Origin of the sequence: Pseudomonas sp. efr-133-TYG-103a, from assembly GCF_030209235.1 — a bacterium.
GTDB lineage: Bacteria > Pseudomonadota > Gammaproteobacteria > Pseudomonadales > Pseudomonadaceae > Aquipseudomonas.
Genome location: NZ_JARVSK010000032.1, coordinates 78,946 through 102,618, shown reverse-complemented (window position 1 = coordinate 102,618; position 23,673 = coordinate 78,946). Strand labels below are relative to the sequence as shown.

Sequence of the window (23,673 nt, the reverse complement as noted above, 5' to 3'; positions counted from 1 at the left end):
TAGGTCCCACCCACCCCTTCGAGTCCTACCATACAAGCGAGCTTGCTCGCGAAGGGTGAGTCTCAGTCACTACCGAGGCTGAACTCAACCGAGCTATTTCAACACCAGCAACCGATAAACCCCCGCCTCGTTTTCGATCCCGTGGGTGTCGTGGGTAAACCCCGGGAATGACTTGTCGAAGCTTTCCAGCGCGCGCAGATAGGCCAGCAGCGGGCCGTCGGCGGGACCTGCGTTCTCACCCGGCATGAGCAGTGGAATGCCGGGTGGATAAGGCACGATGCCCGTCGCCGCGATGCGCCCGGCAGCTTCCTCCAGCGTCACCTGCTCCACCTCATTTTTGACCAGCTTCTCGTACGCTTCCACTGGGCTGAATTCCGCTTTGGGCAGCGTGCCGAACGCTTTGGACATGGCAGCGGTTGTCCTGGTCTGCTTCATCGCTGCGAAGATTTCTTCAGACAAATCCTTCAGGCCCATGCCGGCGTATCGCAACTGGTTGGCGGTCAGCAGGTCGGGCAGGCAGAGTTCCAGCTCAAGGTTGCTGTCGTAGTCGCGTTTGAAGTCCAGCAGCGCATTGACCAGCGTGCCCCACTTGCCTTTGGTGATGCCGATGGAGAACAGAAAGAGGATGGTGAAATCAGTGGTCTTCTCAACCACGATGCCCTGATGGCCGAGGTAGGCGCTGAGCACGCATGCGGGAATCCCGAAGTCGAGCAGGTTGCCGTCGTCGCCCATGCCGGGGCTGAGGATCGACACCTTGATCGGGTCGAGCATGCAATAGCCGTCTTCGATGTCACCAAAGCCATGCCAGACTTCGTTCGGGTGCAGCACCCAGCAACTCGGATCGGTTTTCAGCCGCGCCGGATCGACCTCGTGAAACGCCAATGCACTGCCGTCGACCTGCACGGACGGCGGTTGCCAGCACGAGAAGAACCAGTCGTCATGCCCGAGCATTTCAGTGCGCATGCGCGAAATGACCTGGCGGAAGGCGATAGCCTCTTCGATCGATTCGTTGGTGAGGATTTGCCCGCTCGGGGCCTCCATCATCGCTGAGCTGACGTCGCACGAGGCCATGATCGCGTAGTTGGGCGACGTCGAGGCGTGCATCATGTACGACTCGTTGAAGCGGCCGTGCGGAATCGGATTACGCCCATTGCGCACATGGATCATCGACGCCTGGGACAACGCCGCAAGCAGCTTGTGGGTCGACTGCGTGGCGAACACGGTGGGCCGGGATTCATCGTGATCGTCCGGGCTGCCGTGCATCGCGAAGCGGTCCTTGTACAGCGGATTGAAGCGCGCGTAGCCGTACCAGGCCTCGTCGAAATGCAGCCGATCGACGCTCTGCCCGAGCAGCTCCTCGACGCGGGTGACGTTGTAGGTCAGGCCGTCATAGGTCGAGTTGGTGACGATCGCGTGCACCGGCGTCGGGTCGATGTGGCTCTTGACCAGCGGGTTGTTGGCAATCGCCGCCTTGACGCCCTCGGCGCTCAGCGTCTGCGGCAGGATCGGCCCGATGATGCCGAAGCGGTTGCGAGTCGGCACCAGATACGTGGGAATGGCGCCCGACAGCGTCATCGCATGCTCGGCCGACTTGTGGCAATTGCGGTCACACAGGGCGATCTGGTCCCGCGTGACGCTGGCCATGAGGATCACCCGGTTGGACATCGACGAGCCGTTGGTCACGTAATACGTGCGATGCGCGCCGAACACCTTGGCCGCGTAACGCTCGCCCTGACCGATGGGGCCGCTGTGGTCGAGCAACGAACCCAGCTCGCCGACCGAAATCGACAGATCGGATCGCAGCAGGTTTTCACCAAAGAATTCATAAAACGCGCGCCCCGCCGTGCTCTTCAGAAACGCCGTACCGCCGGCATGGCCAGGCGTGTGCCAGGAATATTCGTAGCTGCGCGCGAACTTGAGCAGTGCGCCGAACATCGGTGGCAGGACCGCCTGACGGTAACGCTCGATGGCCGCCATGATTCGCCCGCTCAAGAATCGGCTGGTGTCTTCCGGCAACCAGATGAAGTCATCGGCGTGCTGCATCACGATCAACGGCACGCTGGACGCGGTGCTGCGGTCGCTGATCAGGAACACCGGCACGCGCGTGTTGCGTTCACGCAGCGCGGTGAGCAAGTCGATGCATTCCTGATGGTCCTCGCTGTCGTCCATTTCCCAACTGAGCAGCACACACTGAATGGCAGGATCGGAGCTGAGAATCGACTTGGCATCGCTCAGGCTTTCAGACGTCAGCACGCTGATGGAGCGCTCCTCGACATCGCTGATCAGCTGGATCAGGGCCCGGCCGAACACGCTGCGTTTGTCCGGCTGTTTGCTGACCAGCAGCGCCAGCATGCCAAGCAGGTGTCTGTATTCCGTCATGGTTGGTTCTCCAGGGTGGCGTGATTCATGGCGCTGGGCGGCAGGTCATTGACCGGGATCGGCTCGCCGACGATGTGCTGCGCCGCGACGGTTTGAGTCGGAACGCTGTTGTTCAAGGCTTCGAGGCGGATCAACCGCGTGTTGACGAAGCCGAACAGCGTGTAGCCGACGATGGTCGCGACACCGCCGAGCATCAGCGCCTGAGCGCCCGAGCTGTAAAGCGCCAGGTAGCTGTAGGCCGCAGCGATGCCCGCAACGATGTTGGTAATGAGTGCCTTGTTGGCCGGAACGTTCGAGATTTTCTGCAGCGTCATCAGCGTGGCCATCGACAGGATGTACGGCACCAGGTTGGTGACCACCGCCAGGTTCACCAGTGTGTCGAACTGCTTGGCCAGATCGGGGCTGATCGTCAGCAGCGCCATGGCGGTCTGCATCGCCAGCAGGATCAGCATGCTGATGATCGGCACGCCATGCTTGTTGGCTTTGGCGAAGATCGGCAGGAAGTAACCGGTGTCCGCAGAGCTTTTGAACACCTGCGCCACGGTGAACTGCCAGCCCAGCAACGAGCCGATGCAGGCCAGCACCATCAGGCCCATGACGATGTTGCCGACCAGCGGCGTGAACATCTTGGCGAACACCAGGCCGAACGGCGCGGTGGATGAGACCAGTTCGGCGTTGTCGACAATGCCGGCGATCACGTTGGTGGAAACGATGTAGATCACCGCTGCGCCCAGCGTGCCGCCGAGCACGGCAATCGGCACGTTCTTCTCGGGGTTTTCAACGGCGTCGCCGTTGGCGCAAGCCGATTCCAGCCCCAGAAATGCCCACAGCGTGATCGCCACCGAGGCGCCCGCCGCTTCGTACCAGGATTTATCGTGGGGATTCCAGCCTGCGGCATAAACGCTGCTGTCGAACCAGAACCAGCCGATGGTGGAAACCAGCACCACCGGGGCAATGACGCCCCAGACCGTCACCGCACCGATCTTGCCGGTAATGCTCGCGCCGCCGAAGTTGGCGAACGTGGTAATCCACAACAACGCGATGGTCGCCAGGCCAACTTGCAGCGAGTCGAGTTTGATGTCGAACAGCGTCTGGATATAACCCACGGCGGTAATACTGATCGCCACATTGGCAATCAATAACGACAGACCGTAGGTGTAGTTAGTGATGTAGTTGCCGGACTTGCCGAACGTATATTCAGCGTATCCGCCCATGCCGCCCGTCTTGCGACTGAGCATGCCGCATCGTGCAAACGCGTACGCCAGAGCAAGGGAGCCGGTTGCGGTAATGAGCCAGGAGAGGATTGAAATACCGCCCACTTCTGCAAGTTTGGTCGGCAGTAAAACAATGCCAGAGCCCAACATGTTGACGGCGGTCAACATCGTCAGCTGTCCCACACTCATTTTCTTTGCGACTGACATTCCATTGCCTCATTTGATGACGTGAGAGGCTTTTAGCTATAGCAAAAGATTCTCACTAAGCAAGAAATGAAAGCGGGCGGGACAACTAGCGAAATGCCATCTTTGACAATAGAAGATGAAGGTAAGTCACTCGTTTGGGGGCATCCGTATGACAACTAAGAAACAGACGTTGAGTTGGCAGCGGTGGGTCAGAACCGCCGCTGCCAACCGACATTTTCAGCCTCAGGCGCAATCAGTTGGATAGGCCACTTTTCAGCCGCTCCATGACCTCGAGGTCCGTTCGCTCAAATCGCAACGGTGTGACGGAAATCCCACCCTGGGTCACGACGAAGGTTTCGCTGTCGTCGAAATCCGGGCGTTCATGACGATCAATGTTCAGCCAGTAATAACCTTGTTCGCGCATGTCGGTGCGCTGAGTGATGTTCAAGCCATCCATGCGTCCGATGCCCTGTCGGGTGATCTGCAGCGGCCTGGCATGTTCGGGGGCGACATCCGGAAAGTTGATGTTCAGGCAAACGTCCGCAGCCCATTCCATGCCGATCACGCGACGAATGACATCAGGTGCGAGCGCTCTGGCGGTTTCCCATTTCACCGCATCGCGGCGTGTGAAGAACTGGCTGAGTGCAATTGAAGGTACGCCCATCAACAGCCCCGCCATCGCGGCGCCGACGGTGCCGGAAAACATGGTTTCCACGCCCAGATTCGCGCCTTTGTTGATGCCTGAAAGCAACAGCTGTGGCCGCTCTTCCATCAATTGACCAAGGGCAATGGCCACACAATCGGCCGGCGTTCCGGACACCGAAAAACGCCGCTCGCCGCGCGCCTTGACTCGCAAGGGGTGATGGATGCTGAGCGCGTGGGAAATGCCGCTCTGATCCTGCTCGGGGGCGACAACCCAGACTTCTTCCGCCAGCTCGCGGGCAACGGCTTCCAGAACTTCCAGCCCCGGCGCGTCGATGCCGTCGTCGTTGGTGATCAGGATGCGCTCGATTCGCGGGTTCGACATGCAGTTCTCCTTCGCAAGGGTTTGATCATCAATGTTCAAGCGGTTGCAGCCGCGATGGCTGCCGGATCTCAGACGAACAAGGTGAACAACGCAAATCCGACGTACCAGACAATCGCGGCGCGAATCAGCAGTTCCCACAGCACGTCGAGACTGTTCACACCGTCGACGCCCACCACGGGAGCAGGCACTTCACCGGCGACGCAACCCACTTTGGTAATCAGGCCTGAGGCAGTGATATTCCAGTTGAGCAACTCGCTGAGCATCACCCGACTGACCGCGACGAAATTGCCCACCAAGGCAAAACTTGCAGCCAGCAGACGCACCGGCACCCAGTCGAAGGCGTGTCGCAGCTGGGTCGCGCGCTCCACCAGTGCAGGCGTGCGGCCATGTTCGGACGCCAGCGCCAACAGCCGGTAGGCCAGCGCCGCCACCGGGCCAAGCACGAAATACCAGAAGATAACGGCGAAGAAACCTTGATAGACCTGCCACAACAGATAGGTCTGGGCGCCGCCCAAAAGCTGCTCTTCGTTCTCGGCCTGAACGCCAAGGTCGCGCTCGGCGACCAGCACTGCGGCCTCCTGATCGCCCCGTCGGCAGGCGTCGCGGAAGGAACCCAGGTTGGCCTTGATGTCGCCACGCCCCAGGCTGTAGATGAGCACCAACAGATGAATCGGCAACGCGAGCCAGCCATAGGCGACCGAGCCGACGATCACCAACGCCAGCGCCAGCACCAACAGTGGCAGCAACACGGTCAGCGTCAGAATCCACCAGGGACGGCTGGCGCTGCGTGGATTGGTCTCAAGCCGCGCCAGTTGCTGCAGCCACGGCCCATCGCGCTGAACACGCTGGCGCAGGGCCGAGAATTTCTCGATCCAGACCGCCAGCAGCAAAACTAGAAAACTCATCTCCCGCTCCTCAATTCAAATCTCTAAAGCCGAACGAAACCGGGCCCAGTCAAAGCACGGGCCGGGATCGGTCTTGCGCCCCGGAGCAATGTCGCTATGGCCGCAGATGCGCTGCGGGGTGATCGCCGGCCAGGACGACTGCAACTGCCGCGTCAGCGCGATCAACGCCTGATACTGCGCATCGGTGAAGGGCTGATCGTCAGTGCCTTCAAGCTCGATACCAATGGAAAAATCGTTGCACGTCTCGCGGCCTTCGAACACCGATACGCCCGCATGCCAGGCCCGGTCGAGGCAGGAGACAAACTGCGTGACGGCGCCGTCCCGCTCGATCAGAAAATGCGCAGAGACGCGCAAGTCGGCGATGCCTTCGAAATAGGGATGCTCGGTGATATCCAGCCGGTTCTGAAAAAATGCCTGAACCTTGCCGGTCTTGAACTGCGCGGGGGGCAAGCTGATGTTGTGGATCACCAGCAGCGAGATCTCGCCCTCGGGACGAGCATTGAAATTGGGCGAAGGGCAATGCTGAGCGCCGTGGCACCAGCCCGTGCCGGGGTCCAGTTGCATGAAGGGGTCCTTAAAGCATCATTCGACAGCAGCCAGTATGCCCGCGATGAGAAAGGATGTGGCAGCCAATGCGCCGCCACGCTGCGAATCAGCCCTTGAGCTTGCGCAGATTTCCCAGCACCGACTCCAGCGCGCGATCGAACAACAGCGCATCGTCCAGCACACGGATCGTGCCGCGACGAAACTCGACCGCCAGGCCCATGCGAGTCTTTTCCAGGACCTTCATGCCTGTGCGGTTGACGAACACATAGCGGCCGCTCGGCTCGACGATGGCCGCCAGCTTGCACCGCAGCTTGTGATCTTCGTCTTCCTGAATTTCGACCCAGCTGCCCATGCGCAGCTTATCGACCTGCATCAGACCTTCATCGTCGGCAGGCAAATGCATCGAAGGCTCGCTGAGCACTTGTTCGCCCGGCGCGACCAACACGATCTCCTCAACCACCGCCATCATCGGCGTGCCATCGGATGGCTCCCTCTGGACCTGCTCGGCATCGTCGGACGCCGGACGCGTCACGTGATTGAAGGCCTGAACGTGCAGGGCTTCGAGCTGACTGAAAAATTCGCTGGTCGCAAACGGATCGAATGCCGCGCTGCTCAGACCGTCGCGCAGGGACTTGAGCAGGCCTGGCACCAGTTCGAGCAGACGCTGACGCGCTTCGGGCTCGTCGTGGGATTCGACGCTCCAGATCAGGTCATCCATGGCCTGCAGCCCGGATTTCCATTCGACTGATTCCTCGCCGTGCTTGAGGCAGGTCAGCAGCAATACCTTGCTCCACGCTTCCTGGAGCAGACGCACGACGACTTCCGGCAACGTCCGGCCCAACAGACGATCATTCAGCGCCTGTTGCACACGCTGACGCGCCAGCTCAGCCAGCGCGCGCCCTTCTTCGGCGTCACGAGTGCGCTGTTCGAGCAATTCGCTGCGACGACGCTCGTCACTGGTGAACGCCAGGAAATCCACAAGCAATTCGGTGAAAATCGCCGGATCGTCGACGAAATCATGCAACAGCCGCTGCACAATCTGATCGATGCGGGTGTAGAGGGAATCGCGCTGGGTGTCGTCACGTCCGCCCCAGCCAAGCGCCGCCGATGCGATCTCGTTGAGCAGCCGACGCGCCGGGTGGCTGCCGCGGCTGAAAAAGCTCTTGTCGATGACAGCGACTTTCAGCATCGGAATTTGCAGACGACCGATCAGCGCGCGCAAGGAACCTGGCAGGTTGCGGTCGTCGAGAATGAACTCGAACAGCATCGAGATGAGGTTGATGACGTCCTCATCCATAGGCCCGACCACGCGAAACTTGCCGCTTCGCGCACTGACCCGGCCAATCAATTGCTCCAGCTGAGTGCGCAGATCGAAGTCATCCGGCGTTTCGGCCTTTGGCACGTACTGCTGCAGATGAGACAGCAGACGCAGCAGGTCCTGACTCGAAATCGGTCGGGCCTCGCCAACGTTGTCCGGGCGCGGCGTGATGTTGCCGCGCACGTGAACCAGCAGCTCTTGCAGCGCGGAAAAAACTTCCTGCACGCTGTTGTCGAGCTTTTCAGTGGCCTGAATCAGCGACGCGTTATCGGCACGCTGCGCCTCGTTCGCAGCCGCCGAGCTGGCCGAACGATCGGTCGAACGGCGCGACGGCAGCACTTTCAATTCCGGCAGGACACCCGCCGAAATCAGCAACTGGTTGGCTTCTTCATACAATTGATCAGCATTGGCCAGCGCGTATTTCTCGAACAGCTTGAGGATGATCAGCTTGACCTTGATCTCGACGCCGAGGCTGCGACCGGCCTGCAGGAAGAAATCGCAAAGCAGTGTAGGACCGAGCGGATTGGTTTCGTCGGTCACGGGCTGAGGGATCAGCTCGTTCAGCCGCGTCGTCAACTGGCCCAACGCAACGCCGTCGCGGTTCATGACCTTGGTGACCATGGCATCCACGGCCACGGTCCTTTCCAGATCGTCGTTATGAACCAGCGCGAGTTTGTCGAAGGACACTGGCTCGGAAAGGATCGGCTCGACAACTTCGTAGTGCCCCAGGCGCAGGAAGGCCTCGAAGAACTTGTCGAGGAAATTGCGCTCGATGCTCTTTCGCTTCAGGCGCAGGTCGCGCATGGCTTCGAAGAAAATGTTCTGTTCGGCGTTGTTGTGGGCGCGGTCGGCCATCTCGAACAACGTGTCATCGGCGTTATCGAACAGCGTTTGCAGGCTTTCCTTGAGCTGCTGCGCGGCTTTGTCGCGCACCTGCAACAGAACGACGGGCAGCCGAGCGACAGGCGAGGATCCCGGATTATCCGGACTCGACTTGCTCAAAGGCACCACTTTATTACCGTCGTTATGCATCAAGGACTCCTATCAACCGACTACACGGCTGTTACTCAACAGCCACAACCTCATCCCAAGCGCAGGCCGAGACTGCACTTGACCGGATCTTGAATTTTTGTCCCTGGGGTGTACAGGCGAAACGTCAAAGCTATGACGTCAAAAGCTAGGCGAATTATCTTGTAAATCGTGTCCGCCCGCCAGCGGACTCTTCGCCCTGATTGGAATAATAGGAGCGGACGAAGCGGCATGTGCAGCGATAGACCGCGAAAAACACAATCTGTCGCATATACGGCGAAAAAACCGACAAAGTGCAGGTCATCCACTCAACTGGATGGTACAGGCTCGGTAGGTTGGTACAGTTGCCTGCCTTATACTCGGGGCACTTAGTAAGTGGAGCCCGATATGCCGAATCTACGTCTTGCCACGCTGACCGCCGAAATCGAAGCCAACGTACGCCGTGCGCTGCTCGAGGACGTCGGCACTGGCGACATCACCGCACAGCTGATTCCCGCAGAGCGCCTCGCCAAGGCAACCGTGATCTCGCGCGACGCTGCCGTGATCGCCGGCACCGCCTGGGTCGACAGTGTGTTTCGGCAGCTGGACCAGCGCGTTGCGGTGCACTGGCAGGTCGCCGATGGCGAGCGCGTGCAGCCCAATCAAGTGCTGTTCCATCTGGAGGGTCCGGCGCGTTCATTGCTGACTGGCGAGCGCAGCGCCCTCAACTTTCTGCAGATGCTCTCCGGTGTCGCGACCCGCTCGCAGCATTACGCCGACATGGTGGCCGACACGCAGGTCAAACTGCTCGACACCCGCAAGACCCTGCCCGGCCTGCGCCTGGCGCAAAAATACGCCGTGACCTGCGGCGGTTGCCATAACCATCGCATCGGCCTGTTCGACGCCTTCCTGATCAAGGAAAACCACATCGCGGCCTGCGGTGGCATCGCCGAGGCCATCACCGCCGCGCACAAGATCGCGCCTGGCAAACCGGTGGAAGTCGAAGTCGAAAGCCTGGACGAACTCCATCAAGCCCTCGAAGGCGGCGCCGACATCATCATGCTCGACGAACTGAGCCTGGACGAAATGCGCGAAGCCGTGCGCCTCACGGCCGGTCGTGCCAAGCTCGAAGCCAGCGGCGGCGTCACCGATGCGACGTTGCGCACCATCGCCGAAACCGGCGTCGACTACATCTCGATCGGCACCCTGACCAAAGACGTAAAGGCCGTCGACCTGTCGATGCGGCTCAGCGTTTGATGCAACGGCTCGCACAAGTGCGCTTGCTTGGGATGGTTGCTGTATTGATGTGAATGGAGCATTGCCCTTCGCGGACGGGCATGCCGCTGATGCGAAAACACCCGATAACAATCTCACGCCCGGTCAAGGACTGGGCTTATTGTTTCCAGGTGTTACCGATCGATAGGTCGCGAACGCGCTAGTCAGCCCCCAACTCTGCGCAAACGTTCCAATCGATCAGGGTCAATATTCACTCAAAGAGTCGGTATTCAAACACTCACGCATATTGTCCCGACATCCCTATTCCCCTACCATTGCGCCCCTCAAATTTTATTGAACCCTGTATAAACACACTCTGTTTCAGAATGTTTAATTAAACGCTATTAATGCCTACCGGATGGCAGCAATCCGTCGCAACTCTTCGCCTTTAATTCAGCCTGCTAAGTAAAGCAGCGAAATCCTCAGAGGCTGTAGGAAATTTCAGCAAAGTAAGCCAGACAACAAACACCACGAATAATTTGAACCACTTTAGATGCCAGCTTCGCTGTAAAGACCACTGCCGACAATTGCTCATTGACATATCTGCCAAGCGCCGTCTTTCAACGTGCGCCCCCTCAAGGAAGAAAGTAAACATGGATAAGCCCGCTACCTTCTGGCAAGCCAATACGTTGTGCCACCCAACACGTTCCGGCGGGAATTGCATTTTTTCGGGATGGGTTCAGCGGGGTTCAGTTCATGCTCGCTGACAGAACTTCAGGTACATTCAATATCGTCGCATTTATCGCCCTCTTTCCTGGCGCATTCCTCTACCAAGTGGGTGTAGCGACCAATACCATCCCTGCGTTTGCGGGCGGGTATTTCGGCATCGCCTGCCTGGCGCTGCTGCTGGTACTGGCTGGCAGGTACGCCAAGCGTTTGACCACGACCATGAGGATGCCGGTTTTCGACGCAGCGTATTTTGGCTTTCTTGGCTACTTTGCAGCCGTCGCGCTCAGCTTCGCATTGGTCAATGGTGACGACAGACTGCTCGGGTGGCACCTCGGCGCGGTCTACCAGGCACTGTGCGTGTTCTTGCTGTTCAAGGGTCTGCCAGATATCACACCTCGGCATACTCGCTGTTTGTGGCTGTGCGTGATGATCATGACAACCTGCATATTCTATTTCATGAGTAATGGTGCGTTCTCTCTCAAGACACTGTCAGGCGGCAACCCGAACGTATCGACTTATCAAGGTTTCGCCCTTTATTACCTTGTAACCGCCATGCTGGCGATTGCCAAAACCGAGCGACGACATTTACGTCTGTCCGTCTACCCATGTCTATGCGTAGCACTTTATGTCAATGGCGCGAGAAGCGAACTGGTAGGCTTTTTGATCTTTATCTGCATGTTTGAGGTGCTCAGCACAAAACAAAAACTGGCATGGGCTTTTGCGCTTTTTTCCTTTGCGGCCGTCATTGGGTTAACGGCACAAAGCTGGCAAGCATTGTTGCCTGAGAACCGTGTCGCCAGACTGACCACGCTCAACGAGGACACCTCCTATCAGGTAAGAAACAATATCCTTCACGCTGGCCTTTCCAAGATATCGGACAACGTCCTCATGGGGAGTTACGGCGACTATGAAAAAGGCTATTACATTCACGGCATATTGTCGGTCTGGCAAGACCTTGGATTAATTGGCCTGCTTTACTATTGCGGTCTAATCGCAGTGCCCTTGACGACCGCATCAATGGCTCTGATTCGTCACAGAGGAAACGATGCCGATCAGGCGTTTGTTATCTCGGCGCTGGTGGCCTGTCTGATCCTGCTGATCTTCGCCAAGTATTTTACCTACCTCCTGTTGCCCGCCGTGTTGGGGTACCACGCGGCGCAAAAATGTGGGCGGTAAGGCCGGCTATTTGATGCTGCAGGGCCACGCACCGGCTCCGATAAGTTCGGACGTCTCAATCGGCTCGAACCAATCGAAAATCGCCGGGGTCACACCTGCAGATCATTTGAGGAGAGCGCCATGGCCGTTTCGCTGAAAAAACTCGAGCACGATGAATTACCCGCCGACTATCGCGCGAGAAACACAACGACGGCGTTTCAGGTGACATCCGACGCAGGCGAAGTGTTTGTGGTGGACACCGAAGAGGAAGCCGCCGCGATCGTGACCAGGCTGCATGTGGAAGACCAGGAGCAAGCGGCGAAAGACTGACTGCGCGATGCGATGTCTCGCCTTCAGAGCGGCGGTTCTGGTCCCCCGCTGACATCGTCAATTCACGATCAATATTTCGCCCCTGAAAAGCCCGCGCAACGCGGGCTTTTTATCGAGTTCGAAATCAGCAAATGCTGTTTCTTTCGCCGTTGTAATGGGCATCTGTCGCACCCTCTATAACGCGCCAGCGAACGTCAGCAAACGGCGCTACGCCACCTGTCTGAATGCGTTAAAGGACTGCGTCGATCGGTCGTTAATCCGTCAGTAGCGTCAGGGACGGCGAATAGTGCTACGTATGACTGGCTGAACTCTCGGGCAAGGGAACAGCCCACATGAGCCTTGGCCATGATTGACCTGACCGTCTGGAACCTTACCCTTCCTGTTGATACTCCGCCTTTGACCACCGCCGCAGCGCTGCCGAAGCTCAAAACCGCTTACTTCACCAACACCGGCGACAAAGTTGTTTTCTGGGCGCCCGTCACCGGTTCCCACACCGGTCACAGTGATTTCCCACGCTCCGAAATGCGGGAAACCTTGACCAACGGCAAAGCCCGTAACTGGCTGTACAACAGCGGCCTGAACACGCTCAAAGGCACGCTTTCGGTCAATCAGGTGCCCTCCACCGGGCGAGTGGTGGTGGCGCAAATTCATGCCAAGGATGCCGCCACGCCCTTGCTCAAGGTTGTGTACCGCTTCGCCAACGGCACAGGCAATATCGACCTCGAATACCGCGTAAACCCCGCCGACGTGAAAAGTCCCGTGGCCTACACGGTGCCTAACGTGCCGCTCAACAAAGCTTTCGCGTACGCCATTCAAATGAACAAGCAAGGCAAACTGACCGTACTGATCAACAACGCCGGCCCGCAAATCCAACTGGCGCCGACCTGGTACAAATACGCCTTCTACTTCAAGGCCGGCGTCTACACGCTGGACAACGTCGGCTACCCCACCGAAGGCGGCAAGGTGACCTATACAAGGTTGGAAGTCAGCCACTTGTGATTTGGGGGCTGTGAGAAAACGCTTGAGCTGAAAATGCGCCATCGTGAGTGATGGCGCGGAGAGGGTTTGGTGCCGAAAATAGGAATCGAACCTACGACCTTCGCGTTACGAGTGCGCTGCTCTACCGACTGAGCTATTTCGGCGATGATTTTGGAAAACTATCACCTTCCTCAACTTCAAACAACTGCGTGCTACTCGTTGCTATAACTCCCTGGCGCCAAAAGCGGGGTTGATAGCTTCCGCCAAAATCGTGGCCATACTGGGCCTCACGTGCCTCCAAAATTGGGAAGTCACGTATAACCACACCAATGAGAATCCCGGCCGCCATAGCTACCACTACGAACCATCCGAAGCGGAGCAGTTTGGGCGGGGCAGCATGCGCACGGTGCTCATGAATACCCATTAGCCAGCCCCCCACGAGAGCAAGCCACAATTGGGAGTAAGGCATAACGATCACACCGTCGATCATCGACTGTACAAGAGCCGCTGTCAGACTGGCGAAAAGGCAAACTCGGAGCACATCGACAGGATGGCTTGAATATATTTTCTGCCGGATAAGTGTGAAGGTAGCAAACAAGCCGCGTCCCACGATAACGATCATTAAGAGCATTGAAGGAATGCCCCACTCGCAAGCCCACTGCAAGATGACTTGGTGGGGATGAGCAGCAACGGCGTTATGTAAATCCGCGAAATGCATCGGCCCGTAACCAAGCCACGGCTTTTCCTTAATCATTTCCAAAGCTTGATGCCACAGAACATCGCGCGCAGATAGTGACGTGCTTAGCCTTTCCCCTGCAAAGTTAGCAATTTTTATGTGAAGATAATCAGGAAGCAAAACAAAAAGCAACCAGAAAAATAACAGCCCAACGCCGAAAGATGCTATCTGCCAAACGGCCCAGCTCCGCCCTCGTGCTCCACAACTTAAAGACACGACTGCAGTAGCGACTGCAATACCCAACCAAGTACCACGCGTACCACCACAGATAGCGATTAACCACCAAAAGCTCAGTAAAAAAAATACAGCCGATTTGAGTCGGATTTTACCAGCGCAGAGCAATGGCAGCGCTAGCAGAGGCAAAGTGAATGTCTGAAACTGACCGTAAAACCGCTTGTTAGAAAAACCCTCAATCAACTGATCGGCGTCGATAATACCCGCTGACCCGGTATATGCAGCGACCGTCGAGACGAAAAACTGAAAAGCTTTTACTGCACACAACAAGGTGATGAGTGATATAAAATATCGATCAAAGCATGGCTGGCCCGAGGCTCTGAGATTCGCAAAATAAAAGAAGATAGATGAAGAACCTACGAATACAGCTACCTCTACCAGAGCCCATTCCGGCTGATGCGCACGTAGGCTTGAGAATAGCCCCAGTAGCAACACCAGAAAAAAATAACCGTTCGGAAAACAAACCGTTAAACCGCTTAGCGTTTGACCGTAGAGCTTAACGCCTAATGCGAGCACGCATAAAAAAAATATAGATATCTGATCAACTCGTTGCCAGTCGTGCCCGTAAAATGACGCAATCGATATCGGAATAAATATTAGACCGGCAATTGGCAACGCGCTGAAAGCATTTGCATCTTTAACCAATGTAGCCAGTCCCAAAAAGTCTAGGAATAAAGAAAGGCGCCATTGGCGCCTTCCTCATATCAAATCAAGAACCAGTACAGCTGCTCGGTGCTGCGGCCGTTGGACTTACCCTGCAGGTCCAGGTGATCGCCTGACCAGTGGTGGCGGTGTTGGCAGCAGGGAACGTAGGCTGCAGCCAAACTGTAACAGTAGGGTTGGTCTTGGTAGCGCTCAGAGTGCCACCCGAGCACGTGCCGCTAGGAACGGTAATGTTGGTACAAGTGTTGGTTGCAGCGTTCGCGTAATTCTCCGCAACGCCCAACTTGGCGGAATCCAAGCCAGCGAGCAGTGCGGAGGCCTGCGCGCGCAGTGTGTAGTTTTGGTAAGCCGGGATAGCCACCGCCGCCAAGATACCGATGATCGCTACCACGATCATCAGTTCGATGAGGGTAAAGCCCTTTTGTGCTTGCATAACGTACTTCTCCGATCGTCAATTAGGTGTCGCTCCGCAAGCATAGACGCATACCTCGTGCCAATTCGCGAATCCAGTCTCCTGTTGCATTTCCTTGTCGCGTCGATGAGGAATACCGGACCGGCGCCAGCAAAAAGTGACAATTATTGTCACCCCTGCGGCGTACATTTGGCAGCCAAGCCCGACTGCGCTATAAACCACACACTGTCTGTGTCTGGTGGTTGTAATGACTGATGTCGTGCTTACGGGTTTGGCCAAACAGCTTGTCGTGGCTGAGCTCTTGAATGAAAAATCTGCGCAGCAGGCGTATCAGCAGGCTCGCCGCGACAAGGTGTCGCTGGTCAGCTATCTGGTACAGAACAAGCTGGTGAAAAGTCTGACCCTTGCCGAAGTAGCTTCCGACCAGTTCGGCATTCCCTTTCTTGACCTCAATACCCTCGATAAGGAAAGCCAGCCCAAGGGGTTGGTCAGCGAGAAGCTCGTGCGCCAGCACTCGGCGCTGCCTTTATGGCGACGGGGTAACAAGCTGTTTATTGGTGTATCGGACCCGACGAATCACCAGGCCATTACCGACATCCAGTTCAGCACCGGCTTGAACACAGAAGCGATTCTGGTCGAGGACGACAAGCTCACCGTCGCCATCGAGAAGTTCTTCGACACCCACAGTGGCATGGGCGATCTGGCCGATGTTGACCTGGGGTTGGAAGTCGAAGCGGTAGATGAAAGCAAAGAGACCTCCATTGGCGGTCAGGATGCCGACGACGCGCCGGTGGTCCGGTTCGTGAACAAGATGCTGATGGACGCGATCCGTCTCGGCTCTTCGGACCTGCATTTTGAGCCTTACGAGAAGATCTTCCGGGTTCGCCTGCGCACTGACGGCATCCTTCATGAAGTGGCCAAACCGCCGACGCACCTGGCCGGCCGTATCGCTGCGCGCTTGAAGGTCATGGCCAGTCTGGATATTTCCGAGCGCCGCAAGCCGCAGGACGGTCGCATCAAGCTGCGCATTTCGAAAAACCGCGCCATCGACTTTCGTGTCAACACGTTGCCGACCTTGTGGGGCGAGAAGATCGTGATGCGGATTCTCGACCCGACCAGCGCGCAGATGGGCATCGACGCACTGGGTTACGAGCCGGAGCAGAAAGCGCTGTATCTGGAAGCGCTCAGCAAACCGCAGGGCATGATTCTGGTAACCGGTCCTACAGGCTCGGGTAAAACCGTTTCGCTCTACACCGGTTTGAATATTCTCAACACAACGGACATCAACATCTCCACCGCCGAGGATCCGGTCGAAATCAACCTGGAAGGCATCAACCAGGTCAACGTCAACCCGCGTCAGGGCATGGACTTCGCCCAGGCGCTGCGGGCATTTCTGCGTCAGGACCCGGACGTGATCATGGTCGGTGAGATTCGTGACCTCGAAACCGCCGAGATCGCGATCAAGGCCTCGCAGACCGGCCACATGGTGCTGTCGACGCTGCACACCAACAGCGCGGCGGAAACACTGACTCGCCTGCACCACATGGGCGTGGCGGCTTTCAACATTGCTACCGCCATCAATCTGATCATCGCCCAGCGGCTGGCCCGCAAGCTCTGCCCGCACTGCAAGAAAGAAGTCGACATCCCGCGCGAGACATTGATTGCCGAAGGTTTCCCGGAAGAGAAAATCGGCGCGTTCAAGCTTTACTCTCCAGTGGGCTGCGAACAATGCAACGCTGGCTACAAAGGCCGTGTCGGTATTTACGAAGTGGTGAAGAGCACTCCCGCCCTGGAGCGCATCATCATGGAGGAAGGCAACTCCATCGAGATTTCCGAACAGATGCGCAAGGACGGCTTCAACGACCTGCGCACCTCCGGCCTGATGAAGGCCATGCAGGGCGTGACCAGCCTTGAGGAAGTCAACCGGGTGACCAAGGATTAAGCATGGCGACCAAAGCAGTAAAAGTCAGCGTCTACACCTGGGAGGGGCTCGACAAGAAAGGCGTCAAACAAAAGGGCGAAATCAACGGCCACAACCCCGCGCTGGTCAAAGCCCAGTTGCGCAAGCAAGGCATCAACCCGACGAAAGTCCGGAAGAAAGCCGTTTCGATCTTCGGCTCCGGCAAGAAGATCAAACCGCTGGACATCGCGTTCTTCAGCCGCCAGATGGCAACGATGATGAAAGCCGGCGTTCCTTTATTGCAGTCGTTCGACATTATCAGCGAAGGCTCCGATAACCCGAACATGCGCAAACTCGTTGACGACATCAAACAGGAAGTGGCTGCCGGGCACAGTTTTGCCACGGCCTTGCGACAGAAGCCTCAGTATTTCGACGACCTGTTTTGCAACCTTGTCGACGCGGGCGAGCAAGCCGGTGCGCTTGAGTCGCTGCTCGATCGAGTGGCCACCTACAAAGAAAAGACCGAGTTCCTCAAAGCCAAGATCAAAAAAGCCATGACCTACCCGATTGCCGTGGTCATCGTGGCGATCATCGTGAGCGGCATCCTGCTGATCAAAGTGGTGCCGCAGTTTCAGTCCGTGTTCGCCGGCTTCGGCGCGAAGCTGCCCGCTTTTACGCTGATGGTCATTGGTCTTTCGGAAATCGTTCAGAGTTATTGGTACATGCTTCTGGGCGCCATGCTGGTCGCATTTATGGCCTTCCGCAAAGCCTACAAGACCTCGGAGAAATTCAGGGATCGCATCGACCGCATGCTCTTGAAGGTGCCGGTGATCGGCCCGCTTCTGTTCAAATCGGCGGTCGCCCGTTTTGCCCGGACGCTTTCGACCACCTTCGCTGCCGGTGTGCCGCTGGTCGATGCACTCGACTCGGTTGCCGGCGCGACCGGCAACGTGGTTTTCCGCAACGCCGTGCATAAGGTCAAACAAGACGTTTCCACCGGCATGCAGCTCAACTTTTCGATGCGCAGCACGGGCGTCTTCCCGATGCTGGCCGTGCAGATGACCGCCATCGGCGAGGAGTCCGGCGCGCTGGATTCGATGCTCGATAAGGTCGCGACGTATTACGAAGAGGAAGTCGACAACATGGTCGACAGCCTCACCAGCCTGATGGAGCCAATGATCATGGCCGTCCTCGGCATCATCGTCGGCGGGCTCGTGATCGCCATGTACCTGCCCATCTTCCAGCTCGGAAACGTCGTCTAACATGTCTGTTCTTGACCTTCTGGCCAGCTCCCCGCTGGCCTTTGTTCTGTGCGCGCTGGTTTTGGGGCTGCTGGTGGGCAGCTTCATCAACGTCGTGGTTTATCGCCTGCCCAAGATGATGTTGCAGGACTGGAAGGCTCAGGCGCGCGAAGTGCTGGAACTCCCCGCCGAGCCGAAACCCGAGACCTTCAACCTGCTGCTGCCTCATTCTCGCTGCCCGCATTGCGCGCACCGAATCCGCGCCTGGGAGAATCTGCCGGTCGTCAGCTACCTGTTTCTGGGCGGCAAATGCTCCAGCTGCAAGGCGCCCATCAGCAAGCGTTATCCTCTCGTCGAACTGGTGTGCGGATTACTGTCGGCGTTCGTCGCCTGGCATTTCGGCTTCGGCTGGCAGGCTGCGGCCGTGCTGGTGTTGAGCTGGGGCCTGCTGTCGATGAGCCTGATCGACGCCGATCACCAATTGTTGCCGGACGTGATCGTGCTGCCGCTGCTGTGGCTTGGGCTGATCGTCAATGCGTTCGGGCTTTTTGCCTCTTTGACCGATGCGCTGTGGGGCGCGGTGCTCGGGTATCTGGTGCTGTGGGCGGTGTTCTGGCTGTTCAAGCTGGTGACTGGCAAGGAAGGCATGGGCTACGGCGACTTCAAATTGCTGGCCATGCTGGGCGCCTGGGGCGGCTGGCAGATTCTGCCGCTGACGATCTTGCTGTCCTCGCTCGTCGGCGCGGTGTTGGGCCTGATTCTGCTGCGTTTGCGCAACGTCGGGACCAGCACGCCGATTCCCTTCGGCCCTTATCTGGCCATCGCGGGGTGGATCGCATTGCTCTGGGGTGATCAAATAACCACTTCGTATTTGCAGATCGCCGGTTTCAGATGATGGCTCCCGAAACGCAACCCGCCGCACAACCCTGGATTCTTGGCCTGACCGGCGGCATCGGCAGTGGCAAGAGTGCGGCTGCGCAATGCTTTGTCGAGCTGGGCGTGCACCTGGTGGACGCCGACCAGGCCGCACGCTGGGTGGTCGAGCCCGGTCGCCCTGCCCTTGAGCGGATTGCCGAGCATTTCGGGGCTGGCGTGTTGCAAGCCGACGGCACGTTGAATCGCGCCGCCCTGCGAGAGCTGATTTTCAAGGACCCAACGCAGCGCGTTTGGCTGGAAGGGTTGCTGCATCCGCTGATTCGCGAGGAAGTCCGTCAGTACCTGGCGCGAGCCGAATCGCCTTATGCGATTCTGGTTTCACCCTTGTTGCTGGAGACTTCACAGCATCAGATGGTGCAGCGGGTGTTGGTCATCGACGTGCCGCAGGCCTTGCAGATCGAACGCACCGTGCTGCGTGACAAGACCAACGAGGAGCAGGTCCGGGCGATTCTCAATGTCCAGGCCAGCCGCGAAGAGCGCCTGAGCCGCGCGGATGACGTGATCGTCAACGACCGCGACCCGGCGTGGCTGAAGAGCGAAGTTCAGCGGCTGCATCACTTTTATCTAACTTTGCGTGGAGGCCAATGATGAGCCAACCAATGACCGTCGATTGCCCAACCTGCGGAGCGCCTGTGGAATGGACCCCGGAGAGCAAGTTCCGGCCGTTCTGCTCAGACCGTTGCAAACTGATCGATCTGGGAGCATGGGCGTCGGAAGAACATGCCATCCCGGTGGCGCCCGATGCCGAAGACGAATTGTTTTCAGGGGATTTCGACCCGCGCCAGCATTGATTAAGCACAGCTGCGGAGTCGAGTCCAGTCGGTGACAGCGGGCTTGTTCGTGAAGACAGAAGGCGGCCCATCAAGTGTCGTCTTCGTCCCTCCACGGCGCTGACAGGTAGCGCGTGCGATTGAACGTCTCAAGCCACTCGGGGCAGAACACCACCAGCGCCGTCACGATCATCCCGTTGATGAAGGCTTCGGGAAAGATGATCAGCCACAGATACCCGATGAAATCCCCCAGCCATTCCGGCATCGCGAAAAGGCCGTCATGCCACAGCACGCCCATCGCTAAAAGCAGGCACATCAATGCAGCCAGCCCGGCGGCGAAAAATCCGGAGCAGAAGATGTAGGTGAAAGGGTTCTTGGGTTGCGCGCGCTCGACGACCAACGCACAGCCTTCGGTGATCAAGACCGGCAGCACGATCAACAGCAGCCCATTGACACCCATCGCGGCCAGATCCTGCCTGCCCATCGCCAGCATGCCCAATTGCGCAATCAGCCCGCCGACGATAGCCAGCGGCCAGTCCAGCAGTAACGTCACGGCGGTCATGCCGAGAAAATGGTAAGAGACACCGCTGTCGAAATCCCGCCGCATCAACCACAGCAGAAACAGGGCGAAGACCGTCCCGAACAGCAGGTGCTGGCGCCGTGTGTCGGTGAACAGCTCGACCCACGGGCAACGCCATGCCGCCCACAACACCATCGGCGCGTACAGCAACCAGGCGAGGGTCATGGTCTGGGGAGTGAGAACCTGGGCGCCGATCATGATGGCAGGCTTGGGGAGAGGAGACAGGATGAGTCTAGTCCTTCACCGCGTCAGCGAAGGTCACCCGTCGCGCTGACGGGACATCCAGACGCACGAACGCCTGTGCAACACGGCTTTGGGGCAAGCGGTGCTGCACAGGCGATATCAGTGTGTGTGGCTTGTTAACCGAGCTTACGTTGCGGTGCGCCATGCACCATGGTGTACGCGTAATCGACGCCCATGCCGTAGGCACCGCTGTGCTCCAGAACCAGTTCCATCACAGCTTCGTAGGTCTCTTTGTGAGCCCAGTCGCGCTGGAATTCGAGCAGAACCTGTTGCCAGGTCACCGGCACTGCGCCTGCCTGAATCATGCGTTGCACCGACATGTCGTGAGCTTCTTTGGTCGTGCCGCCGGAAGCGTCGGTCACGATGTAAACCTCGTAGCCTTCGGCCAGTGCATCCAGCGTCGGGAAGTTCAGGCAGACCTCGGTCCAGAGCGCTGCGATGATAAGCTTTTTGCGACCGGTGGCCTTCACCGCTTCGACCAGCTTCTTGTCTTCCCAGGAGTTCATCGAGGTGCGCTCGATCGGCTGACTATCCGGGTTCACTGCCAGCAGTTCCGGCCAGATGAAGCCGCTGAAGCTCTTGGTTTCGACCGAGGTGTAGATAGTCGGCACGTTGAAGATCTTGGCGGCCTTGGCCAGGCCCACGGTGTTGTTCTTCAGCGTCTGGCGGTCGATCGACTGAACGCCGAATGCCATCTGTGGCTGGTGGTCGATCAGGATCAGAGCGGAGTTGGTTGGGTTCAGCAGTTCGCGGATAGACATGGCATGTTCCTTTAGATGTCGAAAACAGAGTGAGAAATGGGGTTAGCCGCTGCGCTGTGTTGCGCTTGTTGGCTGGCTTGGAAGTGAATTTACGGACTAGGCGGCATTGGAACAATCCCATAGAATTGAGACTCATTGTTTCCAATTCAGGGACGGCTATGGACCGGATCGAATGCATGCGCGCTTTCGTCGCGACGGTGGGCGCTAACGGTTTTGCCGCCGCGGCGCGCGCGCTGGACGTACCACGCTCAAAAGTCAGTAAGCAGATTCAGGCGCTGGAGGAAGCCATCGGCGTGCAGTTGCTGCAACGCACCACTCGCAGCTTGCATCTGACGGAAGCAGGCGCCGAATACTACGACTCGTGTCGAGATGTCATCGCCGCGCTGGACGAAGCCGAACAGCGCGCACGCACCGGCATGGGCGAGATACGTGGCGTGCTGCGGGTCAACGCGCCGATGTCGTTTGGTCTGAGCCGTCTGGGGCCGCTGATTCCGCACTTCAACGAGCAGCACCCGAACGTCGAGTTACAGGTGGTGCTCAGCGACGAGCAGGTTGATCCGGTGAAAGGTGGGTTCGACGTGACGATTCGTATCGCCAGCCTGCCGGACTCCTCAATGGTCGCCCGCTCGCTGGCCCCGGCGCCGCGGATCATGGTGGCGTCCCCGGCGTACCTGGCGCGCGAGGGCACGCCGCAATCGCCCAAGGATCTCGGCAACCATAAGTTTCTGAGTTATGGCTATCTGCAAAGCGGCGTGAGCCTGCAGCTGTGCAACGGCAAGGAAACCCAACGCGTGACCGTCAGCGGCCCGCTCCACGCCAATAACGGCGACATCCTGGCGCAGGCAGCTGTGGCGGGAATGGGTATCGCCTTGCTGCCCAACTTCATCATCGAACGCGCCGTCGCCGATGGTCGTCTGGTCCCCGTCCTGTGCGAGTGGCAAGCCCCGGCGATTTCTGTGAACGCGGTCTACCCCTCCGCCCGACGAGTGCCGATGAAGACGCGGGCCTTCATCGATTTTCTGGTCACCGAACTGGCGTTGGGCTCTGCAGGGTTTTGAGGTTGTTGCCACAGCCTTCAGAGCAGAATCCGACATCGAACCGCAAAGCCGGTGCACGCGGTTTGTCTGATGTTTCGAGGCGGCCGGTTTTACGACTGCTGCGCAGCCGATCGTCCGAGTGCGGCCCAGGGCAAGCCACACTCCTACAAGATGGTGCGGCGTTGACGGGTTCGGCTCACGCCACGGCGCCGACCGGTTCTTGACCTGCCAACACGGCGGCGAGGCTGGCCAGCACCATTTCGCCCATGCGCGTGCGGGTCTGGACGGTGGCGCTGGCGCGGTGTGGTTGCAGCACGACGGTTTCCAGGCCGAACAGGACGTCTGGCACGTGAGGTTCGTCGACGAAGACATCCAGTCCCGCGCCTGCCAGGGTGCCGGCTTGCAGCGCGGCGATCAGGTCAGGTTCGTTGACCAGGCTGCCGCGCGCGACATTGATCAGATAGCCCTGCGCGCCCAGCGCCTCCAGCACGGCGGCATTGATGATGCCTTTGGCCTTGTCGGCTGCGGCCGCAACGATCAGGGCGTCACTTTGCCCGGCCAGTTCCACCAGATCGCTGACGAACGTGTACGGCACGTCACTCATCGGCTGCAGGTCGGTGTAGCTGATCGGGCAGCCGAAGGCCGCTGCACGCGTAGCGACCGCTCGCCCTACCCGGCCCAGTCCGACGATACCGACGCGCATGCCACTGAACTGCCGCGCCAGTGGCAATGGCACCAGCGGCGTGGCAGTTCGTGCCCACTCGCCGGAACGCACATAGCGGTCGGCAGTGCCCAGCCCGCGACAGGCCGAGATCAGCAGACCAATGGCAAGGTCAGCGACGTCTTCGGTCAGTGCGCCAATGGTCGCCGTCACGCGGATACCGCGATCCCGCGCATAGGCCAGGTCCACCGCATCCGTGCCGACGCCATTGACCGCGATGACTTCCACTTTCGGCAGTTGCTCCATCACTTCGCGAGTGATGCCGGTGTGTCCGCCGGTGACCACACCGCGAATAGCGGCGCCGTGCTCGCGCAGGTAAGCCGCCTTGTCGGACTGCTGAAAATAAGGCCGCACGGTGTACAGCTCGTTGAGGCGCGCATTGATTTCCGGGATGAGGATCGGGCTCAGCTGGAGAATTTCAGGTTTCATCGGAATCTCGCTCATATCGA

Annotated in this window: 21 protein-coding genes and 1 tRNA gene; 10 read left to right on the top strand and 12 right to left on the bottom strand. The window is 58.4% G+C overall.

Translation table 11 applies throughout. The features are described 5' to 3' along the window. Positions 1-93: 93 nt before the first annotated feature. From QRN36_RS23690 to QRN36_RS23665, 6 genes are all read right to left on the bottom strand, one after another. Positions 94-2,379: an Orn/Lys/Arg decarboxylase N-terminal domain-containing protein gene (locus tag QRN36_RS23690; protein ID WP_285426268.1), complete on the bottom strand. Its 2,286-nt coding sequence runs from the start codon at positions 2,377-2,379 to the stop codon at positions 94-96. Further along, a complete protein-coding gene (gene potE, locus QRN36_RS23685) occupies positions 2,376-3,800 on the bottom strand; it encodes a putrescine-ornithine antiporter (protein WP_285426267.1) in 1,425 nt (474 codons plus the stop codon). Before potE ends, QRN36_RS23690 begins: the two co-directional genes overlap by 4 nt. A gap of 232 nt (positions 3,801-4,032) precedes the next feature. Beyond that, positions 4,033-4,806 (bottom strand): 5'/3'-nucleotidase SurE, encoded by a 774-nt coding sequence (surE, locus tag QRN36_RS23680; RefSeq protein WP_093464582.1) that lies wholly within the window; start codon positions 4,804-4,806, stop codon positions 4,033-4,035. Between the two features lie 68 nt (positions 4,807-4,874). Next, positions 4,875-5,711 carry a regulatory signaling modulator protein AmpE gene (ampE, locus tag QRN36_RS23675; protein ID WP_285426266.1) on the bottom strand — a complete coding sequence of 279 codons (837 nt, stop codon included), beginning with the start codon at positions 5,709-5,711 and terminating at the stop codon, positions 4,875-4,877. Positions 5,712-5,726: 15 nt separating this feature from the next. Next, positions 5,727-6,275 (bottom strand): 1,6-anhydro-N-acetylmuramyl-L-alanine amidase AmpD, encoded by a 549-nt coding sequence (ampD, locus tag QRN36_RS23670; RefSeq protein WP_285426265.1) that lies wholly within the window; start codon positions 6,273-6,275, stop codon positions 5,727-5,729. An 88-nt stretch (positions 6,276-6,363) separates the two neighbouring features. After that, on the bottom strand, positions 6,364-8,607 hold the full coding sequence (locus tag QRN36_RS23665) for a DUF1631 domain-containing protein (RefSeq protein ID WP_285426264.1): 2,244 nt from the start codon (positions 8,605-8,607) through the stop codon (positions 6,364-6,366). 384 nt (positions 8,608-8,991) lie between these two features. Here QRN36_RS23665 and nadC point away from each other — a divergent pair, with 384 nt between their 5' ends. The 4 genes from nadC (at position 8,992) to QRN36_RS23645 (ending at position 13,011) form a co-directional block, all read left to right on the top strand. Next, positions 8,992-9,840 (top strand): carboxylating nicotinate-nucleotide diphosphorylase, encoded by an 849-nt coding sequence (nadC, locus tag QRN36_RS23660; RefSeq protein WP_093464594.1) that lies wholly within the window; start codon positions 8,992-8,994, stop codon positions 9,838-9,840. A gap of 714 nt (positions 9,841-10,554) precedes the next feature. Beyond that, positions 10,555-11,703 (top strand): hypothetical protein, encoded by a 1,149-nt coding sequence (locus QRN36_RS23655; RefSeq protein WP_285426263.1) that lies wholly within the window; start codon positions 10,555-10,557, stop codon positions 11,701-11,703. Between the two features lie 120 nt (positions 11,704-11,823). After that, entirely contained in the window at positions 11,824-12,012 is a 189-nt protein-coding gene (locus tag QRN36_RS23650) for a hypothetical protein (protein WP_285426262.1), read from the top strand. Positions 12,013-12,357: 345 nt separating this feature from the next. Beyond that, positions 12,358-13,011 carry a polysaccharide lyase family 7 protein gene (locus tag QRN36_RS23645; RefSeq protein ID WP_093464600.1) on the top strand — a complete coding sequence of 218 codons (654 nt, stop codon included), beginning with the start codon at positions 12,358-12,360 and terminating at the stop codon, positions 13,009-13,011. A 67-nt stretch (positions 13,012-13,078) separates the two neighbouring features. On the opposite strand, the gene QRN36_RS23640 is transcribed toward QRN36_RS23645, so the two are convergent. The 3 genes from QRN36_RS23640 to QRN36_RS23630 form a co-directional block, all read right to left on the bottom strand. Then, positions 13,079-13,154 (bottom strand) — tRNA-Thr (locus QRN36_RS23640). Next, the gene (locus QRN36_RS23635; protein WP_285426261.1) at positions 13,145-14,605 is read right to left on the bottom strand and encodes an O-antigen ligase; all 1,461 of its coding nucleotides are present in this window, start codon (positions 14,603-14,605) and stop codon (positions 13,145-13,147) included. Before QRN36_RS23635 ends, QRN36_RS23640 begins: the two co-directional genes overlap by 10 nt. A gap of 64 nt (positions 14,606-14,669) precedes the next feature. Next, the gene (locus tag QRN36_RS23630) at positions 14,670-15,056 is read right to left on the bottom strand and encodes a pilin (RefSeq protein WP_285426260.1); all 387 of its coding nucleotides are present in this window, start codon (positions 15,054-15,056) and stop codon (positions 14,670-14,672) included. Positions 15,057-15,282: 226 nt separating this feature from the next. Here QRN36_RS23630 and pilB point away from each other — a divergent pair, with 226 nt between their 5' ends. The 5 genes from pilB to yacG are packed head-to-tail and all read left to right on the top strand — an operon-like array spanning position 15,283 to position 19,903. Next, positions 15,283-16,977, top strand: coding sequence for a type IV-A pilus assembly ATPase PilB (gene pilB / locus QRN36_RS23625; RefSeq protein WP_285426259.1), 1,695 nt, complete (start codon positions 15,283-15,285; stop codon positions 16,975-16,977). A 2-nt stretch (positions 16,978-16,979) separates the two neighbouring features. Continuing rightward, a complete protein-coding gene (locus tag QRN36_RS23620; protein ID WP_285426258.1) occupies positions 16,980-18,197 on the top strand; it encodes a type II secretion system F family protein in 1,218 nt (405 codons plus the stop codon). Between the two features lies 1 nt (position 18,198). Beyond that, complete coding sequence (locus QRN36_RS23615) at positions 18,199-19,071, top strand: A24 family peptidase (protein WP_285426257.1); 873 nt, start codon at positions 18,199-18,201, stop codon at positions 19,069-19,071. After that, positions 19,071-19,700: a dephospho-CoA kinase gene (coaE, locus tag QRN36_RS23610; protein WP_285426256.1), complete on the top strand. Its 630-nt coding sequence runs from the start codon at positions 19,071-19,073 to the stop codon at positions 19,698-19,700. The genes QRN36_RS23615 and coaE overlap by 1 nt, the downstream gene beginning before the upstream one ends. Further along, positions 19,700-19,903, top strand: coding sequence for a DNA gyrase inhibitor YacG (gene yacG / locus QRN36_RS23605; RefSeq protein ID WP_062378727.1), 204 nt, complete (start codon positions 19,700-19,702; stop codon positions 19,901-19,903). The genes coaE and yacG overlap by 1 nt, the downstream gene beginning before the upstream one ends. Positions 19,904-19,973: 70 nt before the next feature. Here the strand turns inward: yacG and QRN36_RS23600 are convergent, their stop codons facing one another. Both QRN36_RS23600 and QRN36_RS23595 read right to left on the bottom strand, forming a co-directional pair. After that, positions 19,974-20,660, bottom strand: a complete 687-nt coding sequence (locus tag QRN36_RS23600) for an energy-coupling factor ABC transporter permease (RefSeq protein WP_285426255.1) — start codon at positions 20,658-20,660, stop codon at positions 19,974-19,976. Between the two features lie 161 nt (positions 20,661-20,821). Continuing rightward, positions 20,822-21,466, bottom strand: a complete 645-nt coding sequence (locus tag QRN36_RS23595; RefSeq protein ID WP_285426254.1) for a hydrolase — start codon at positions 21,464-21,466, stop codon at positions 20,822-20,824. A gap of 158 nt (positions 21,467-21,624) precedes the next feature. Between QRN36_RS23595 and QRN36_RS23590 the strand changes: the two genes are divergently transcribed. Continuing rightward, positions 21,625-22,524 carry a LysR family transcriptional regulator gene (locus QRN36_RS23590; protein ID WP_285426253.1) on the top strand — a complete coding sequence of 300 codons (900 nt, stop codon included), beginning with the start codon at positions 21,625-21,627 and terminating at the stop codon, positions 22,522-22,524. 175 nt (positions 22,525-22,699) lie between these two features. Here QRN36_RS23590 and QRN36_RS23585 read toward each other — a convergent pair whose 3' ends face one another. Then, on the bottom strand, positions 22,700-23,653 hold the full coding sequence (locus QRN36_RS23585; protein WP_285426252.1) for a 2-hydroxyacid dehydrogenase: 954 nt from the start codon (positions 23,651-23,653) through the stop codon (positions 22,700-22,702). Positions 23,654-23,673 lie beyond the last annotated feature (20 nt).

Excerpts from the sequence above, each read along its gene's own strand:
- QRN36_RS23690 (WP_285426268.1), bottom strand. The coding sequence starts at position 2,379 with ATGACGGAATACAGACACCTGCTTGGCATGCTGGCGCTGCTGGTCAGC.
- potE (WP_285426267.1), bottom strand. The coding sequence starts at position 3,800 with ATGTCAGTCGCAAAGAAAATGAGTGTGGGACAGCTGACGATGTTGACC.
- surE (WP_093464582.1), bottom strand. The coding sequence starts at position 4,806 with ATGTCGAACCCGCGAATCGAGCGCATCCTGATCACCAACGACGACGGC.
- ampE (WP_285426266.1), bottom strand. The coding sequence starts at position 5,711 with ATGAGTTTTCTAGTTTTGCTGCTGGCGGTCTGGATCGAGAAATTCTCG.
- ampD (WP_285426265.1), bottom strand. The coding sequence starts at position 6,275 with ATGCAACTGGACCCCGGCACGGGCTGGTGCCACGGCGCTCAGCATTGC.
- QRN36_RS23665 (WP_285426264.1), bottom strand. The coding sequence starts at position 8,607 with ATGCATAACGACGGTAATAAAGTGGTGCCTTTGAGCAAGTCGAGTCCG.
- nadC (WP_093464594.1), top strand. The coding sequence starts at position 8,992 with ATGCCGAATCTACGTCTTGCCACGCTGACCGCCGAAATCGAAGCCAAC.
- QRN36_RS23655 (WP_285426263.1), top strand. The coding sequence starts at position 10,555 with ATGCTCGCTGACAGAACTTCAGGTACATTCAATATCGTCGCATTTATC.
- QRN36_RS23650 (WP_285426262.1), top strand. The coding sequence starts at position 11,824 with ATGGCCGTTTCGCTGAAAAAACTCGAGCACGATGAATTACCCGCCGAC.
- QRN36_RS23645 (WP_093464600.1), top strand. The coding sequence starts at position 12,358 with ATGATTGACCTGACCGTCTGGAACCTTACCCTTCCTGTTGATACTCCG.
- QRN36_RS23630 (WP_285426260.1), bottom strand. The coding sequence starts at position 15,056 with ATGCAAGCACAAAAGGGCTTTACCCTCATCGAACTGATGATCGTGGTA.
- pilB (WP_285426259.1), top strand. The coding sequence starts at position 15,283 with ATGACTGATGTCGTGCTTACGGGTTTGGCCAAACAGCTTGTCGTGGCT.
- QRN36_RS23620 (WP_285426258.1), top strand. The coding sequence starts at position 16,980 with ATGGCGACCAAAGCAGTAAAAGTCAGCGTCTACACCTGGGAGGGGCTC.
- QRN36_RS23615 (WP_285426257.1), top strand. The coding sequence starts at position 18,199 with ATGTCTGTTCTTGACCTTCTGGCCAGCTCCCCGCTGGCCTTTGTTCTG.
- coaE (WP_285426256.1), top strand. The coding sequence starts at position 19,071 with ATGGCTCCCGAAACGCAACCCGCCGCACAACCCTGGATTCTTGGCCTG.
- yacG (WP_062378727.1), top strand. The coding sequence starts at position 19,700 with ATGAGCCAACCAATGACCGTCGATTGCCCAACCTGCGGAGCGCCTGTG.
- QRN36_RS23600 (WP_285426255.1), bottom strand. The coding sequence starts at position 20,660 with ATGATCGGCGCCCAGGTTCTCACTCCCCAGACCATGACCCTCGCCTGG.
- QRN36_RS23595 (WP_285426254.1), bottom strand. The coding sequence starts at position 21,466 with ATGTCTATCCGCGAACTGCTGAACCCAACCAACTCCGCTCTGATCCTG.
- QRN36_RS23590 (WP_285426253.1), top strand. The coding sequence starts at position 21,625 with ATGGACCGGATCGAATGCATGCGCGCTTTCGTCGCGACGGTGGGCGCT.
- QRN36_RS23585 (WP_285426252.1), bottom strand. The coding sequence starts at position 23,653 with ATGAAACCTGAAATTCTCCAGCTGAGCCCGATCCTCATCCCGGAAATC.